This is a genomic window from Amycolatopsis arida (assembly GCF_900115565.1).
Classification (GTDB): domain Bacteria; phylum Actinomycetota; class Actinomycetes; order Mycobacteriales; family Pseudonocardiaceae; genus Yuhushiella; species Yuhushiella arida.
On sequence record NZ_FOWW01000003.1, the window covers coordinates 264,602 to 278,648 of the forward strand.

Consider the following 14,047-nt stretch of genomic DNA (forward strand, 5'->3'; position numbering starts at 1 on the left):
CGGCGGTCGAAGTCACGACGCACAGCGTACGAGCGGGCGAATCGGGCACGGTCCGCGACCGTCCTTCTCTCGAGTGTCGGGGTTGCTCCGGAGCGTGCTGGCGGGATAGGGAAGGGCATGCGCTTCCTCGCCCGCGTGCTGACCGTGCCGTTGCTGACCGTGCCGTTCGTTCTCTCCGGGCCTCCGGCGCAGGCCGCCGCGCCCGGGGTGCACGTGGTGACCACGCACGACACCTTCGCCGAGTACCGGCCGGGGGAGCACGCCGTCACCTACCGGCCCGAGCTCGTGCCGGTGGGCGCCAGGGCCCGGGTGCTGTCGGTGTCCACGCCGGGGCTCGGCACCACCACCAGGCTCGCCGTCACCGGACTGCTGCCGGACCGGGCGTACGGCGCGCACGTGCACACCGACCCGTGCGGGGCGACCGGGGCCGCCGCCGGGCCGCACTACCAGCACGTGCCGGACCCGGTGCGGCCCTCGGTCGACCCGGCGTACGCGAACCCGGAGAACGAGATCTGGCTGGACCTCACCACCGACCGGCTCGGGCGGGGCGCGGCACTGTCCCGGGTGGACTGGCGGTTCGGGCCGCGCCGCGGGAAGTCCATCGTGCTCCACGAGCACCACACGGCGACCCATCCCGGCCACGCCGGCACCGCCGGCGCCCGCCTCGCCTGCGTCGACGTCCCCTTCTGACGACGCCTGACGGCGGTCACCGTTCGGCGGTGAGGATCTGGGTGGGCTTTCGCTTGAGAAGCCAGCCCCCTGGATCGCCCTCGTGGTGCTCGAACCCATCAGCCAACTCGCCAAGAACGCGACGACACCGGCCGGGCCAGCCGTTGCCGCATTAATTGTCTGGCCATTCAGTTAATGCGGTACGGTCGCGGTATGGCCAGGACCGTCGACCCAGCGCGGGCCGCGGCGCGGCGTGCGGCGATCACGCTCGCCGCGGCGCGGCTGTTCGCCGAGCGTGGCTTCGAGGGCACCACCGCCGCCGACATCGCCAGGGCCGCCGGCCTGTCCCCGGCCAGCGTCTTCTACTACTTCCCGGACAAGCGCGCCGTGTTCCGGTCGCTGTTCGAACGCGACCTGCCCGTCTACCAGCGGCTCGTGCGGCGGTGCCTCGCCATGGCCGACCCGCACGCGGCGATCCTGACGATGGTCGACGAGCTGGCCGCCGAGGCCCTCGACCCCGTGGCACCCGGCATCCTCGTCGAGCTGCTGCGCCAGGTGGGCAGAGACCCGGAGCTGATGCGCGTGGTCGCCGAGAACACCGAGGTCCTGCGCACCGGCCTCGCCGCCCTGATGCGACGCGGCATCGACGCCGGGACGGTCGACCCCGAGTTGGACCCGGACGAGGCGGCCGCCTGGATCCAGACCGTGATCGACGCGGCGTTCCTCAATGCCGACCCCAGTGCCGACCCCGCCCGCGACCCGCGCCCCATGCTGCGCCGCCTGGTCGCGGGGTTCCTGGCCGTACCGACCCAGCGAACCGGAGAGACACCATGACCACCTCCACCGACGCCGTCACCGTCCGCATGCCCGCGGTGTACCGCTGGATCCTCGCGCTCGGCGCCACCGCGCTGGGCGTCGCGCTCGGCTTCCTGGTCAAGCCGATCACCACGTGGCTGGTCGACCTGGTCGGCAGCGCCCCCGGCCCGCTGCGGCTCGCGGCCAACCTTCCCCCGATCTGGGCGGTGCTGGTCCTCACGGTCGTCGGTGCCGTCGCCGGACTGTGGCTGGCCCACCAGGCCCAGGTGGAGAGCCTCGAGGTCACCGTGCGGCCCGAGGACGTGCGCCTCGCCCAGAACGGCGCCGTGCGGCACGTCGCCAGGGCCGCGATCGGTGAGGTCTTCCTCGACCGGCGCGACCTGGTGCTGCTCGACCGCCGGACCGGCGAGCTCGCCCGGAACAAGGCCAGCGACCTCGACAGGGACGAGATCGCCACGGCCTTCGAGCGGCTCGGCTACCCGTGGCGCGGTGGCGCCGACCCGCACGAGCACGAGTTCCGGCAGTGGGCCGACGGCGCCCCCGACCTTCCCGAGGAGGCGCACGCCCTGCTGCGGGCGCGGGCGAGGGCACGGACCGACAAGCAGGCCGGTCGGGTCGCCGAGCTCACCGACGAGCTGCGCGACGCCGGTGTCGTGGTCCGCGACCGCGACGGCGCCCAGCAGTACCGACCGATGCCCGAGCGTTGAGCGCGACCCACTTCTGAAAAACGGGCTCACGCCTCACTACCGATCAATAAGCTCAGCCCATGAGTCGCGAGAGAACCCTTGCCAGACACAGAGTTCGGCAGCTGACATCACCTGGATGGTGATCCTGTCGCTCATCGTCGTGAGCGCCGGGGCGCCGGTCTTCATGGTCGACCTCAGCACTCGGTCCTCCGGGGTGGTCGTCGTCGCCTGGGTGATGATCGCCTGCCTGGCCTTCAGCGCCGTCATGATCTGGCGGGCGTGGACGCTCGGCATCGACGTGAAGGACTCCGGTGTCGTCGTGCACAACTGGCTCCGGTCCCATCACCTCCCTTGGCAGGAAATCAGCCGGTTCATGCTGTTCGACGGCGGCATGAGTGTCCGCCGCGTCCAACTGGTCGTCCACACCACAGACAAGCGCATCGTCAAGTCCAGCGCCTACTCGCTGCAGGCACAGCAGGCGATGACGCGCATCCACCGGACGGAGTTCGACAGCCAGGTTCGCCGGATCATCACCGAGCTGAACCGGAGCCTGAAGGCGCGGCGGGCGGAGCCAACGGCGCCGTGACCACGGCGCGCCGACCGGCGTGACGCGCTACCGGTTGGCCAGGGAGATGCGCACCACCGCCCGGTCCCCGTCGGTGTGGAGGATCTCGACGTTGACCGGGGGCTCCGTCGGCGTCGTCGGCGGAGGTGACGAGGACGTCGTGGTGGTCGGGGCGGGAGGCGGGGGAACGGCCGTCGTCTGCGGCGCCGCCGCGGGCGGGCCGGATCCGCATGCCACGGACCCGACGGCGGCGAAGGACAGCAGTACCGCGACGGCGACGCGGCGGCCGGCGAGCGGTCTCGGAGCCATGGTCTTCCCTTCATCGGCGACCGGCTCGCCATGGCACCGATCGACAGGGCCGTTCGCGCCCTGACCGACAGCGGACAGCCCACGCTCGAGTGACCCGCGTCACCAGCGACAATGAAGGGCGTGACCGCCACCCTGAGCAAGCCCGCGCCGCGGATCGGCCCCTACGAGGTCGACCCGCCGGTGGTGCTCGCACCCATGGCCGGCATCACCAACGTGGCCTTCCGCCGGCTCTGCCGCGAGTACGGCGCCGGCCTGTACGTCTGCGAGATGATCACCGCGCGGGCCGTCGTCGAGCGGCATCCCGGCACGTGGCACCTGATGACCTTCGACGAGGACGAGGACCCCCGGTCGATGCAGCTCTACGGCGTCGACCCGAAGACCATGGCCGAAGCCGTCCGGATCATCGTCGGCGAGGGGCTGGCCGACCACATCGACACCAACTGGGGCTGCCCGGTGGCGAAGGTCACCCGCAAGGGCGGCGGCGCGGCACTGCCCTACAAGCGTCGGCTGTTCGCCGACATCGTGGCCGCGACCGTGCGCGCCGCCGAGCCCGCCGGTATCCCGGTCACCGCGAAGTTCCGCGTCGGCATCGACGACGAGCACCACACCTACCTCGACGCGGGCCGGATCGCCGAGGCCGAGGGCGCCGCCGCGGTCGCCCTGCACGCACGCACCGCCGCGCAGCGCTACTCCGGGTCGGCCGACTGGAGCCACATCGCCCGGCTCAAGGAGGCCGTGCGGAGCATTCCCGTGCTGGGCAACGGCGACATCTTCGCCGCCGACGACGCGCTGCGGATGATGGCGGAGACCGGCTGCGACGGCGTGGTCGTCGGCCGCGGCTGCCTCGGCCGCCCGTGGCTGTTCGGCGAGCTGGAGGCCGCCTTCGCCGGCCGGCCGCTCCCACCCGGCCCCACGCTCGGCGAGGTCGCCGCGGTGCTGCGCCGGCACGCCGAGCTGCTCGTCGAGCACGACGGCCACGACAAGGCCATGCGCGACCTGCGCAAGCACATGGCGTGGTACTTCCGCGGCTTCCCGGTGGGCGGCGACCTGCGCCGGGGCTTCGCCACGGTGTCGTCCATGGCGCGGCTCGACGAGCTGATCGCCCAGCTCGACCCGGACGTGCCGTTCCCGGTCGACGCCGAGGGCCCGCGCGGCCGGCAGGGCTCACCCGGCAAGGTCGTGCTGCCCTACGGCTGGCTCGACGACCCCGACGACCCGTGCGTGCCGGCCGGCGCCGACATGATGCACTCCGGCGGCTGACCGACAGCGGCACTCGCCGTGTCGGCGCAGCCGCACCACCGTTCGGGGGCGGCCGGCTCGCTGCCCGGCAGCGGGGGCCGGCGCCCGTGATCCGGCGCGAAGCGGGCCCGGTGAGCGTCGATCGGCACGTAGAGTGCGGCCAGGAGGGCGCTCGCTCCGTGCTCACGCATCGATCGTGAACGCCTCCCCTGCTTCGCGGACCATCCGCACCTCACGCGATCGTCACCGAACCAACCGGCTCGGGAGGAACCAGCCAGTGGACACCACGTCGACCCGGCCGAAGGCGGCGCGGCAGGCGATGCCGGGTGATTGGGCCCGACCACGGGCGGCCGTGGTGGCGGGCGAGCTGGCCGTGGCGGTGACCGTGGCGGCGGCGGCGAGCCTCGCCGTGCAGTTCGTGGTCAACCGGATGACGATCCCGCGGCCGTCGAACGTGCCGCTGGCGGTGACCGCGCTGGGCAGCACCGTGCTGCTCGCCGCGGCGGTGGGCGCGATCGCCGTGCGGCGCTGGCCGCGGTGGGCGACACCACTGTCCTGGGCCGGGCTGGCCGCGCTGGGCACCCTTCCGCTCGCGGTGAGCCTGCACGGCACGCGGTTCTACCTGAACGGGCTCTCGGGCGATCAGTTCTTCCGGACCCAGTACCTGGCCAGGCTCACCGACTCGGCCGCGCTGGCCGACGGCAACTACGCCCACCTGCCGCCGTTCTACCCGGCGGGCTGGTTCTGGGTCGGCGGTCGGTTCGCGGACCTGTTCGGGCTGGCCGGCTGGGCGGCGTACAAACCGTTCGCGCTGCTCACCATGGCGGTGGCGCCGGTGGTGGCGTTCGTGTTGTGGAGCGCCCTCACCGGTCGGGCGACCGCGTTGCTGCTGGCCACGCTGACCTGCCTTGCCGGGTTGCGGGTGGCTGCCTACGAGCCGTACTCGTGGATCCTGGCCGCGAGCATTCCGCCGATCGCGGCGCTGGCCTGGCGCGCGATGCGACGAGCCGCCGACGGCCGAGGGCGCGACTGGCGGCTGACCGTCGCGATTGGCCTGTTCTTCGGTGCGTCCGGGGCGGTCTACACCTTGCTGTTCGGCTTCCTTGGGCTGGTACTCGTCACGTTCGGGCTGGCCGCGGTGGTGGCGGCCGGGCGTGCCGGGTGGGGCCGGCGCGCGGCACGGGTCCTGGTGGAACTCCTGCTGACCGGCCTGATCGCGTTGCCGGTGATGCTGCTGGTGTGGACGCCGTTCCTGCTTCGCGTGCTGCGGGACGCGGCGCTGTCCGACACCGGCGCCACCAGGTTCCTGCCGGAGATCGGCGCGAAGCTGCCGATGCCGATGTTCGAGACCGGGACCGGCGCGGTGTCCGGCCTGCTGTGCCTGATCGGGGTCGGCTGGATCGTGTCCGCGTGGGCCCGCGACCCGCTCGCGCGTGCGCTCGGCGGGCTGGTCCTGCTGTGTTACGCGTGGTTCCTGCTGTCGTTCCTCGCGCTCGGTGCGCGCTCGACGCTGCTGCCGTTCCGGCTGGAACCGGTGCTGCTGGCCGCGTTGTACTGCGCGGGCGGACTCGGGGTGCTGGCCTTGCTCCGGCTGGCCGCGCGGTGGTGGCCGGTGGCCGCCGCGCACCGCGCGGGTGTCGCCGTGGTCGCGGTGCTGGCGATGGTGCAGCTGGTGCAGACCTACGAGGAGGCCGAGCGCGAGGCGGTCTCGTCGCACATCTTCGATGTCGCGTTCACCACCTACGACGACACCGGGCACCGGGCCGATGGTCAGGGCAGTCCGGAGGATCCCGGCGCGTGGCACGGTGCGTTGATCGACACGATCGGCGAGCTCACCGGGCGACCACCGGCCGAGTCCGTGGTGCTCACCCCGCACGCCACCCTGCTCGCGCTGCGGCCGTACTGGGGTTTCCAGACCACGGTCAACGCCTACGCCAATCCGCTGGCCGACTTCGCCGGACGGAACGCGCGGATCGTCGAGTGGGCGCGGGCGCGCGATGCCGAGGAACTGACCCGGCTGCTGGACGCCTCACCCTACCGCGCACCGGACGTGTTCGTCCTGCGACGTGACCACAATGGACTGCGCACGGTGGTGTCGCGGGACACCTTCCCGCTCGAACCCAACGAACGCAAGGAGGACGTCGTCTTCGCGCCGGAGGCCTTCGCCGGCCCGGGATTCGAGCGGCGTGACGTGGGGCCGTTCGCGGTGATCGTGCGCCGTCAGACACCGTGACAGACACCGTGAGAGATCAGGACTCGGACGCCGAGTCTCCCGGTTCCGGCTCGGGGGCCTCCGGCCCGGCGCGCCGCCGGTGCCGAACCACGGCCAGCACCACCCCGCGGACCAGCAGCACCACCGGCACGGCGAACAGGGCACCGGCGATCCCGGCCTCGTACCCGCCGACGGTGATGGCGAACAGCACCACGATCGGATGCAGCCTGACGATGTTGCCGGTGATCAGCGGGTGCAGCACGTTGCCCTCCAACTGCTGCACAAGCACCACCACGCCAAGCGCGAGCAGCGCCGTGACCGGGCCGTTGCTCACCAACGCCACCCCGACCACGAGCGCGCCCGACACGAACGCGCCGGCGTAGGGCACGAACCCGCCGATGAACACCAGGGTGGCCAGCGGCAGCACCAGCGGCACTCGCAGGATCAGCAAGCCGATCGCGATGAACACGGCGTCGATCAGCGCGACCAGGGCGGTCGTGCGGATGAACATCACCAGGCCGTGGAACGCCTCTCGTCCGGCGTCATCGACCAGCTCGCGGGTGCCCGGCCGCCACGGCCGCAGCACGAAGTTCCAGATCTTCGGCCCGTCGCCGAGCAACATCACCAGCGCCACCAGCGCGAGCAACGTGCCGATCAGCACCCCGCCCAGCGTGCTGAACGCACCCAGCGCCGTGGCGAACACCGACGCGTTGTTCGCCGCGATCCAGTCCTGAGTCTGCTGGAAGAGCTGGTTGAGCTGCCGGTTGTCCAACGACAGGGGTCCCTCGGCCAGCCACCGGCGAATCTGCTCGACGCTGCCCGCCATGCTGTCCCGCAGCTGCGGGAAGGCGTCGACCAGCGCGAACCCGACGAAGGTGAACAGGCCGCCGACCACGCCGAGGCCGACCACGAGCACGAGGAGCACGGCCAGCCCGCGGGGCACCCTGTGCGCGGCGAGCCAGCCGATCGGCGGACCGAGGATCGCCGCCAGCAGCAACGCCACCAGCAGCGGGATCACCATGTAGCTGAAGTGGCCGATCAGCCGGACCAGCACCCACAGGGCGAGCGCCACGGCGAGCAGCTGCACCGAGAGCACGGCGGCCTGGCGTAACCCACCCGTGGTCAGCTTCAGGCCGGAGCGCTGGTCGTCCGGGCTCGGCATGCCCTGTGGGTACCACACTCGTGGAAGGGAAACCGGCTACGCTGCTCCGCGGTGTCCCCGTCCCCGCCCGCCACCCGCCGCGCCACCGCGTTGGGCGCCGTCCTCGGTGTCCTCGGTGTCCTCGGTGTCCTCGGTGTCGCCGCGGCCGGCTGCGCGGCCCCGCCGCGCGTCGACTCCGACCGGGACCGGATCGCCCGGTACTTCGCGGCGTTCAACACGGCCGCCGCCGAGGGCGCGGACGCCCAGCGGGAGTTCCTCCGCCGCACGCAGCACCCGGACTTCACCGACCGGATGTGCGACGCGCCCGGGCTCACCATGCGGGTCTACCCGGCGTTGTCCACCCTGCGCCCCGACCCCGAATGGGCGCCGGAAGGCGGCCCTCGGCCCCGTGGCGCGGTGTACGTGGTCGCGGTCTCGTTCACGCTCCGCCGTAACGGCGCCCTGGTCGGCGAGCAGATCGGAGCACAACGGGTGACGATTCTGGACGGCGTCACCTATGGTTTCGCCCCCTGCCCGAACACTGGGTAGTCGGCTCGGCGGCCGCCGTCTCGATTGAGCGATATTCACCTTCTCCGCGTCCCTGCGGCTCAAGAACGCCCTCTTTCCAGACGAAGGGACTGTGGGTGACGGAGGTGAGGGCGGTGTCACAGGAGAGCCTGACGTGCGCGGCGGACGCCGACCCGCTCGCCGTGCACGAGTCGGCCGCACGGGTGTTCGCCGCACGGGGCGAGTGGCGACGTGCCTACGAGCACCTCCGCAGCGCGCTGGACCTCGACGTGCTGACCGCCAGCTACAACCGCCGGTACCTGGACCGCCGGCTGGCGGAGCTGCGCGACGCGCACCCGCCGGCGGTCGCGCTGGTGGACCTCGACCTGTTCAAGAGCGTGAACGACACGTTCGGGCACGAGGTGGGCGACCAGGTGCTGCGCGAGGTCGTGCGGCTGCTGCGGTGGAGCCTCCCCGCCGGCGGCTTCTGTGCCCGCTACGGCGGCGAGGAGTTCGTGCTGGTGCTGCCCGCCGTGGGCGCCGGCGCGGCGGTGGCGCTCGCCGAGCGGGCCCGGCTGCGGGTGGCCGAGCACCCGTGGGAGCGGCTGCGGCCCGGGCTCGCCGTCACCGTCAGCATCGGCGTGGCGCACCGCCCCACCCGGCCCCGGGATGTCAGCGCGCAGCTGCGGGAGGCGGACGACCTGCTCTACTTGGCGAAGCGGGCCGGCCGGAACCGGGTGGCATACCGACAGTACGGAACTGTCCGTGTCGTCCGTACTGTCCGTAGCGCCGAATGGGTGACTACTCGTAACGAGGGCAGTCTGACCTCACTCGAACGTGGCTAATCTGGCCTATTGAACAACGCTGTGTAAAAAAAGTCACGGGATGGTGTCGTCACGAACGGCGGGTATCCGTACGATAACGAACGCCGCCTCACCGGCGATCCAGATGCAGAGCGACACCAGGGATCATCCCCGCGGCGGTCGCTGCCGCCGTCACGAGCACGAAGGGAGACTCGGTGCCAGACGACCCCGGCGCTTCCGGTACCGGCTCCCGCGGCAGACGGCGCCGCTCCATGGACACGCACGGTGGCATCAGCGTGTCCGAGGTGATGGCGCGGCACACCGGCCAGCAGGCCAGGCCCGGCGCGCAACCCGGATCCCGGTCGCCCCGGGGCGGAGCGCACGCCCAACCCGCCCCACCCCCCGTGAAACCGGCGAAGCCCCAGCCGCCGCAGGTGAAGCCGCCACGGGCGGCAGAGCCGCCGCGGGCCCCGCAGCCGCGGCGGCCGGCGAACACCCGCCGGGACGAGGCGCTCGGCCAGCGCCGGGAACCCGGCCCGCAGGCACCGCGCGTCCCGCCCCGCGGACCGGCGGTACCCGGGGCCGCCGCGGAGCCGCCACGACGGGCGCCGGAGCCACCGCGGGGCACACCCGAACCGCAACGGATGGCGCGACTCCGGGATCCCGGCACGCCGCGGGTCAACGGCATGCCGCGCCCGACCGGCGCGGCGCCGGTACCACCGGTCAACGACACACCGCGGACCACCGGCGGTCACCGGCGCCCGGCTCCCGTCAACGGGACGCCACAGACCAGCGGTGGGCACCGGGTCCCCGACGGGACCAGGGTGGCCGGCACGCCACAGACCAGTGGCGGCCATCGGGTCCCGGACGCGACCAGGGTCCCCGGCACGCCGCAGCACAGCGGCGGGCACCGGGTGCCCGACGCTCCCCGGAGCCGCGCGAGCGCGCCGCCCACCACCGGCGCGCACCGCACTCCCGACGCCCCGACCAGGACCACCGCCGCACCCCCGCCGGCCGGGGGAGACCGGCTACCCCGCACCCCGCCGGGCGCCGCGCGGGACGACGCGGAGTCGACGAGGCAGGTGCCGCCCGCGGCGGGCCGCCCTTCGGGCCCGTCCGACCCCGTCGCGGACCCGGCCAGGAAGCCCGCCGAGCGCCGACAGCCGAGGCGGCCGTCCCCACCCGGCGCCCCGCCCCGCCCGCGCCGGGCCCCCGCGCGGCCTCCGGTGTCGCTCGAGGACCAGCTGACGATGACCGACCAGCTGGAGCCGATCGACGAGAGCACCCGGTACCGGCGCAAGATCGACGAGACGCTGGCCCGCTTCTCGGCGGCGCACGACGAGCTCGCCGCGGAGGAGCGCCAGCGCGAGGAGCGGCGGCGGCGCCTGGCCGCGCGGCCGGTGCAACTGCTCGAGCAGACCAGGACGAAGCTGCAGCGGGTCGTGCTGCCGCTGGTCGGGGACAAGGAGCCCGAGGGCGCCGCCGAGGAGGGCGAGGCGCCGGCCGACGAGCCGGATCCCACCGCGAAGGCACCGCGCACCCGGCTGCAGGAGAAGAAGCAGCGGCGCAGCGAGCGGTCGGTGCTGGTCGCGCGGATCGCCGCGGCCGTGCTGGCCGGGCTGGTCTTCCTGGCCACCGGGGTGGCGTGGGGCGCGATGACCTGGTTCGACGGGAAGTTCAACCAGATCGCCGCGCTGGACGAGAACTCGGCGGACATCCGCAACGCCGCCGGGCAGACCGGGGACGAGAACTTCCTGATCGTCGGCTCGGACATCCGGGAGGGCGCGGCCGCCGAGGAGGGTGTCGGGGACGCCGACGGCGTGCCGGGGGCGCGCGCGGACACCGTGATGATCGCGCACATCCCCGCGAACCGGAAGCGCGCGGTGGTGGTGTCGTTCCCGCGGGACCTCGAGGTCGACCGGCCGGAGTGCCAGCGGTGGGACTCGGCAACCGGCGACTACGGCGAGACCGCGCCGGCGGCCGGCAGGGTGAAGCTCAACTCGGTGTACTCGGTGGGCGGACCGCGCTGCCTGACCAAGCTGGTGCAGCAGATGTCCGGGATGCGAATGAACCACTTCGTCGGCCTCGACTTTCACGGCTTCAAGGGCATGGTCGACGCGGTGCACGGCGTGCAGGTGCACGTGGAGCAGCCGATCGACGACGAGGTGTTGGGCATGGTGGTGGCGGAGACCGGGCCGGTCACGCTGCGCGGCGACCAGGCGCTGAACTACGTGCGGGCGCGGCACGTCAAGGGCGACCCGACGTCCGACTACGGCCGGATCAAGCGGCAGCAGGAGTTCCTGAAGGCGCTGCTGACCAAGACGATGTCCCGGGACGTGCTGTTCGACCCCGGCAAGCTCACCGGCTTCATCAACGCCTTCGCCGCCTCGACGTTCGGGGAGAACATCGGCGTCCAGCAGATGCTCACGCTGGCACAGTCGATGCGCGGGATGGACCCCGGCACGGTGCGGTTCGAGACGATCCCGACGGTCGGCGAGGCGAACAAGCGGGGCAACGAGGTGCTGCGCAAGGAGAAGGCCGCGGAGCTGTTCCGCGCGTTGATCGAGAACAGCCCGCTGCCCAGTGACCGGCCGCCGGTGCCGGCGTCGGCGGCGCCGGTGCGCTGATCGTCGACGTCTCGTCGGCCCCGGTTCACTCCCGGTTCACCGGGGATGCGGCGGCGGACCGACTCGCCGCCGTAGAGTGGCGGCATGCGCGAGGCTTACCACGTCGAACTCGATCAGCTGGCCCAGAAGCTGGCCGCGATGTCCGCCCAGGTCGCGGACGCCATGGAGCAAGCCACCCAGGCGCTGCTGGGCGCCGACCTCGAACTGGCGGAGCGGGTGATCAGCGACGACGCCAAGGTGGACGAGGCGCGCGCCGACTGCGAGGAGCAGGCGTACGCGCTGCTGGCGTTGCAGGCGCCGGTGGCGACCGACCTGCGGACGGTGCTCGCCGCGATCCACGCCGCGGAGAGCCTGGAGCGGATGGGGGATCTGGCGCTGCACGTTGCGAAGGCCGCGCGGCGGCGGCACCCCGACCCGGTGCTGCCCGAGCAGGTGCGCCCGTACTTCTCCGAGATGGGCAAGATCGCGGTGCGGCTGGCGCGGCAGGCGGAGCAGGTCATCAGGACCAAGGACGTCGAGGCGGCGCGCAGCCTGGAGACCGACGACGACCAGGTGGACGACATCCACCGGCACCTGTTCACGGTGATCATGGACCGGGACTGGCCGCACGGCGTCGCGGCGGCGGTGGACATCACGCTGCTCGGGCGGTTCTACGAGCGGTACGCCGACCACGCCGTCTCGGTCGCGCGGCGCGTGGTGTTCGTCGTGACCGGCAAGATGCCCGGCTACGGCACCGACGACATCTGACTCGAAGCACCGGCGCGCCCCTTGGCCGCACGCCGACAGCGTCCGAGCCGGCTCGAGGGCACGCCGAGTCCGGTTGGCCGAGGGCACGCCGAGTCCGGTTGGCCGAGGGCACGCCGAGTCCGGTTGGCCGAGGGCACGCGGGGGCCGAGCTCCTGCCCGTGGCCACACCTGCCGTTCGTCGTTGCCCCTCGGCATTCGCCGCGGTCGGTGGACGTGCCGCTGGACCGCCGTGGTCGGCGGCGCGCTGCTGAGCTGGCTGGAGGACGGCGTCCCGCCCCGGGCCGAGCTCGCCGGGTGGTTGGTCGACCAGCTCGACGGCGCCCGGCCGCCGGGCTGCCACGCCGGTGACCGGTGCGCCAGGTCGGCATCCCGTGATCACCAGCGGCGAGTACGGACAGGAGCCGACACCGGTCACCTCTCACGCCGCCCGGGACCTGCGATGGCGGCACGGTCGGCGGCAACACGGCGGCCGACCGTGCCGAACAGCGGCCGCACAACCTTGATAACCTCGGAATCCGCCTCGCGCGCGCGACACCTCTAGAGCATCCCCCACCCGATCCCGGGGGGCGGCCCCACGTCCAGTCTATCTGCCGCTGTTGCTGGGTCGCGGAGAAAGCGCTTCCAGAAGGGACGTCATCCACATTGCGCGCTGGCTGTGGACAACCTGGCCAGGGCGGTCTGACCAGGTGTTCCGCGCGCGGAACCACGGTCCCCGACGGAATCTCACTGCCCCTGGCGGGGGCATGGTCCCCACCGTGAAGTTCCGCCGCTCTGGGCGCGAGGCTCATGAAACCGACAGGAACTCATGCCCCCACATGGAACTCGCGCCCCAACGTCGAACTCGCACTCCCCGACGTCGAACTCGCCGCCCTGAACGTGGCTCTCGCCGCGCTGAACGTAGCTCTCGCGTGGCCTGGGCGGATCCGGGTTCCGGGGAGGTCAGCCGAAGCGGCCGGAGATGTAGTCCTCCGTCGCCTTCTCGTCGGGGTTGGAGAAGATCTTCTCGGTGTCGTTGAGCTCCACGAGCCGGCCGGGCTGGCCCACGCCGGCGAGGTTGAAGAACGCCGTCTGGTCCGAGACCCGCGCCGCCTGCTGCATGTTGTGCGTCACGATGACGATCGTGTAGTCCTTCTTCAACTCGCCGATCAGGTCCTCGATCGCCAGCGTCGAGATCGGGTCGAGCGCCGAGCACGGCTCGTCCATCAGCAGCACGTCCGGGCGCACCGCGATCGCCCGCGCGATGCACAACCGCTGCTGCTGCCCACCGGAGAGGCCGCCGCCCGGCTTGTGCAGCCGGTCCTTCACCTCGGTCCACAGGTTCGCGCCGCGCAGCGCGCGCTCGGCCACCTCGTCCAGCTTCTTCCTGTTCTTCACCCCGGCGAGCTTCAGCCCAGCCACCACGTTGTCCCGAATGGACATCGTCGGGAACGGGTTCGGCCGCTGGAACACCATCCCGATGGTCCGGCGCACCTGCACCGGGTCCACCCCGGCGGCGTAGATGTCCTCACCGTCGAGGAGCACCTGGCCCTCCACGCGCGCACCCGGGATCACCTCGTGCATCCGGTTCAGCGTGCGCAGCACCGTCGACTTCCCACAGCCGGACGGGCCGATGAAGGCCGTGACACTGCGCGGCGGCACCGACAGCGTCACACCCTCCACGGCGTGGAACTTCCCGTAGTAGATGTCGACGTCCTTGACATCGATTCGCTTCGCCATCGCAGCTACC

Annotated in this window: 13 protein-coding genes and 1 pseudogene; 11 read left to right on the top strand and 3 right to left on the bottom strand. The window is 72.4% G+C overall.

Going from position 1 to position 14,047, the window contains the following annotated elements; genetic code table 11:
* Window positions 1-117: 117 nt before the first annotated feature.
* The 4 genes from BM051_RS10660 (at window position 118) to BM051_RS10675 (ending at window position 2,757) form a co-directional block, all read left to right on the top strand.
* The gene (locus BM051_RS10660; protein WP_092529920.1) at window positions 118-690 is read left to right on the top strand and encodes a superoxide dismutase family protein; all 573 of its coding nucleotides are present in this window, start codon (window positions 118-120) and stop codon (window positions 688-690) included.
* 192 nt (window positions 691-882) lie between these two features.
* Window positions 883-1,503: a TetR/AcrR family transcriptional regulator gene (locus BM051_RS10665; protein ID WP_092529921.1), complete on the top strand. Its 621-nt coding sequence runs from the start codon at window positions 883-885 to the stop codon at window positions 1,501-1,503.
* A complete protein-coding gene (locus BM051_RS10670; RefSeq protein ID WP_208325905.1) occupies window positions 1,500-2,192 on the top strand; it encodes a YqeB family protein in 693 nt (230 codons plus the stop codon). The genes BM051_RS10665 and BM051_RS10670 overlap by 4 nt, the downstream gene beginning before the upstream one ends.
* A 115-nt stretch (window positions 2,193-2,307) precedes the next feature.
* Window positions 2,308-2,757: a PH domain-containing protein gene (locus BM051_RS10675; RefSeq protein WP_134046094.1), complete on the top strand. Its 450-nt coding sequence runs from the start codon at window positions 2,308-2,310 to the stop codon at window positions 2,755-2,757.
* Window positions 2,758-2,784: 27 nt separating this feature from the next.
* Here the strand turns inward: BM051_RS10675 and BM051_RS28980 are convergent, their stop codons facing one another.
* Window positions 2,785-3,045, bottom strand: coding sequence for a hypothetical protein (locus tag BM051_RS28980; protein ID WP_092529923.1), 261 nt, complete (start codon window positions 3,043-3,045; stop codon window positions 2,785-2,787).
* 111 nt (window positions 3,046-3,156) lie between these two features.
* Here BM051_RS28980 and dusB point away from each other — a divergent pair, with 111 nt between their 5' ends.
* Both dusB and BM051_RS10690 read left to right on the top strand, forming a co-directional pair.
* Window positions 3,157-4,305, top strand: a complete 1,149-nt coding sequence (dusB, locus tag BM051_RS10685; RefSeq protein ID WP_092529924.1) for a tRNA dihydrouridine synthase DusB — start codon at window positions 3,157-3,159, stop codon at window positions 4,303-4,305.
* 256 nt (window positions 4,306-4,561) lie between these two features.
* A complete protein-coding gene (locus BM051_RS10690; protein ID WP_092529925.1) occupies window positions 4,562-6,517 on the top strand; it encodes an arabinofuranosyltransferase in 1,956 nt (651 codons plus the stop codon).
* Between the two features lie 16 nt (window positions 6,518-6,533).
* Here BM051_RS10690 and BM051_RS10695 read toward each other — a convergent pair whose 3' ends face one another.
* Complete coding sequence (locus BM051_RS10695; protein WP_092529926.1) at window positions 6,534-7,658, bottom strand: AI-2E family transporter; 1,125 nt, start codon at window positions 7,656-7,658, stop codon at window positions 6,534-6,536.
* Window positions 7,659-7,709: 51 nt separating this feature from the next.
* Between BM051_RS10695 and BM051_RS10700 the strand changes: the two genes are divergently transcribed.
* The 5 genes and pseudogenes from BM051_RS10700 to BM051_RS29800 form a co-directional block, all read left to right on the top strand.
* Complete coding sequence (locus BM051_RS10700) at window positions 7,710-8,186, top strand: hypothetical protein (protein ID WP_243859464.1); 477 nt, start codon at window positions 7,710-7,712, stop codon at window positions 8,184-8,186.
* Between the two features lie 95 nt (window positions 8,187-8,281).
* Window positions 8,282-8,989 (top strand): GGDEF domain-containing protein, encoded by a 708-nt coding sequence (locus BM051_RS10705; protein WP_092529927.1) that lies wholly within the window; start codon window positions 8,282-8,284, stop codon window positions 8,987-8,989.
* 602 nt (window positions 8,990-9,591) lie between these two features.
* Window positions 9,592-11,574 (top strand): LCP family protein, encoded by a 1,983-nt coding sequence (locus BM051_RS10710; protein WP_341770790.1) that lies wholly within the window; start codon window positions 9,592-9,594, stop codon window positions 11,572-11,574.
* Between the two features lie 84 nt (window positions 11,575-11,658).
* Window positions 11,659-12,321: a phosphate signaling complex protein PhoU gene (gene phoU, locus BM051_RS10715; protein WP_092529928.1), complete on the top strand. Its 663-nt coding sequence runs from the start codon at window positions 11,659-11,661 to the stop codon at window positions 12,319-12,321.
* 220 nt (window positions 12,322-12,541) lie between these two features.
* A pseudogene (locus BM051_RS29800) lies at window positions 12,542-12,634 on the top strand (TetR/AcrR family transcriptional regulator); the annotation flags it as partial.
* Window positions 12,635-13,260: 626 nt separating this feature from the next.
* Here the strand turns inward: BM051_RS29800 and pstB are convergent.
* Window positions 13,261-14,037: a phosphate ABC transporter ATP-binding protein PstB gene (pstB, locus tag BM051_RS10725; RefSeq protein ID WP_092529930.1), complete on the bottom strand. Its 777-nt coding sequence runs from the start codon at window positions 14,035-14,037 to the stop codon at window positions 13,261-13,263.
* Between the last annotated feature and the right edge of the window lie 10 nt (window positions 14,038-14,047).

Coding starts and splice junctions, on each gene's coding strand:
- BM051_RS10710 (WP_341770790.1), top strand. CDS start 9,592: ATGGCGCGACTCCGGGATCCCGGCACGCCGCGGGTCAACGGCATGCCG.
- BM051_RS10675 (WP_134046094.1), top strand. CDS start 2,308: ATGGTGATCCTGTCGCTCATCGTCGTGAGCGCCGGGGCGCCGGTCTTC.
- BM051_RS10695 (WP_092529926.1), bottom strand. CDS start 7,658: ATGCCGAGCCCGGACGACCAGCGCTCCGGCCTGAAGCTGACCACGGGT.
- dusB (WP_092529924.1), top strand. CDS start 3,157: ATGAAGGGCGTGACCGCCACCCTGAGCAAGCCCGCGCCGCGGATCGGC.
- BM051_RS10665 (WP_092529921.1), top strand. CDS start 883: ATGGCCAGGACCGTCGACCCAGCGCGGGCCGCGGCGCGGCGTGCGGCG.
- BM051_RS28980 (WP_092529923.1), bottom strand. CDS start 3,045: ATGGCTCCGAGACCGCTCGCCGGCCGCCGCGTCGCCGTCGCGGTACTG.
- BM051_RS10670 (WP_208325905.1), top strand. CDS start 1,500: ATGACCACCTCCACCGACGCCGTCACCGTCCGCATGCCCGCGGTGTAC.
- pstB (WP_092529930.1), bottom strand. CDS start 14,037: ATGGCGAAGCGAATCGATGTCAAGGACGTCGACATCTACTACGGGAAG.
- BM051_RS10660 (WP_092529920.1), top strand. CDS start 118: ATGCGCTTCCTCGCCCGCGTGCTGACCGTGCCGTTGCTGACCGTGCCG.
- phoU (WP_092529928.1), top strand. CDS start 11,659: ATGCGCGAGGCTTACCACGTCGAACTCGATCAGCTGGCCCAGAAGCTG.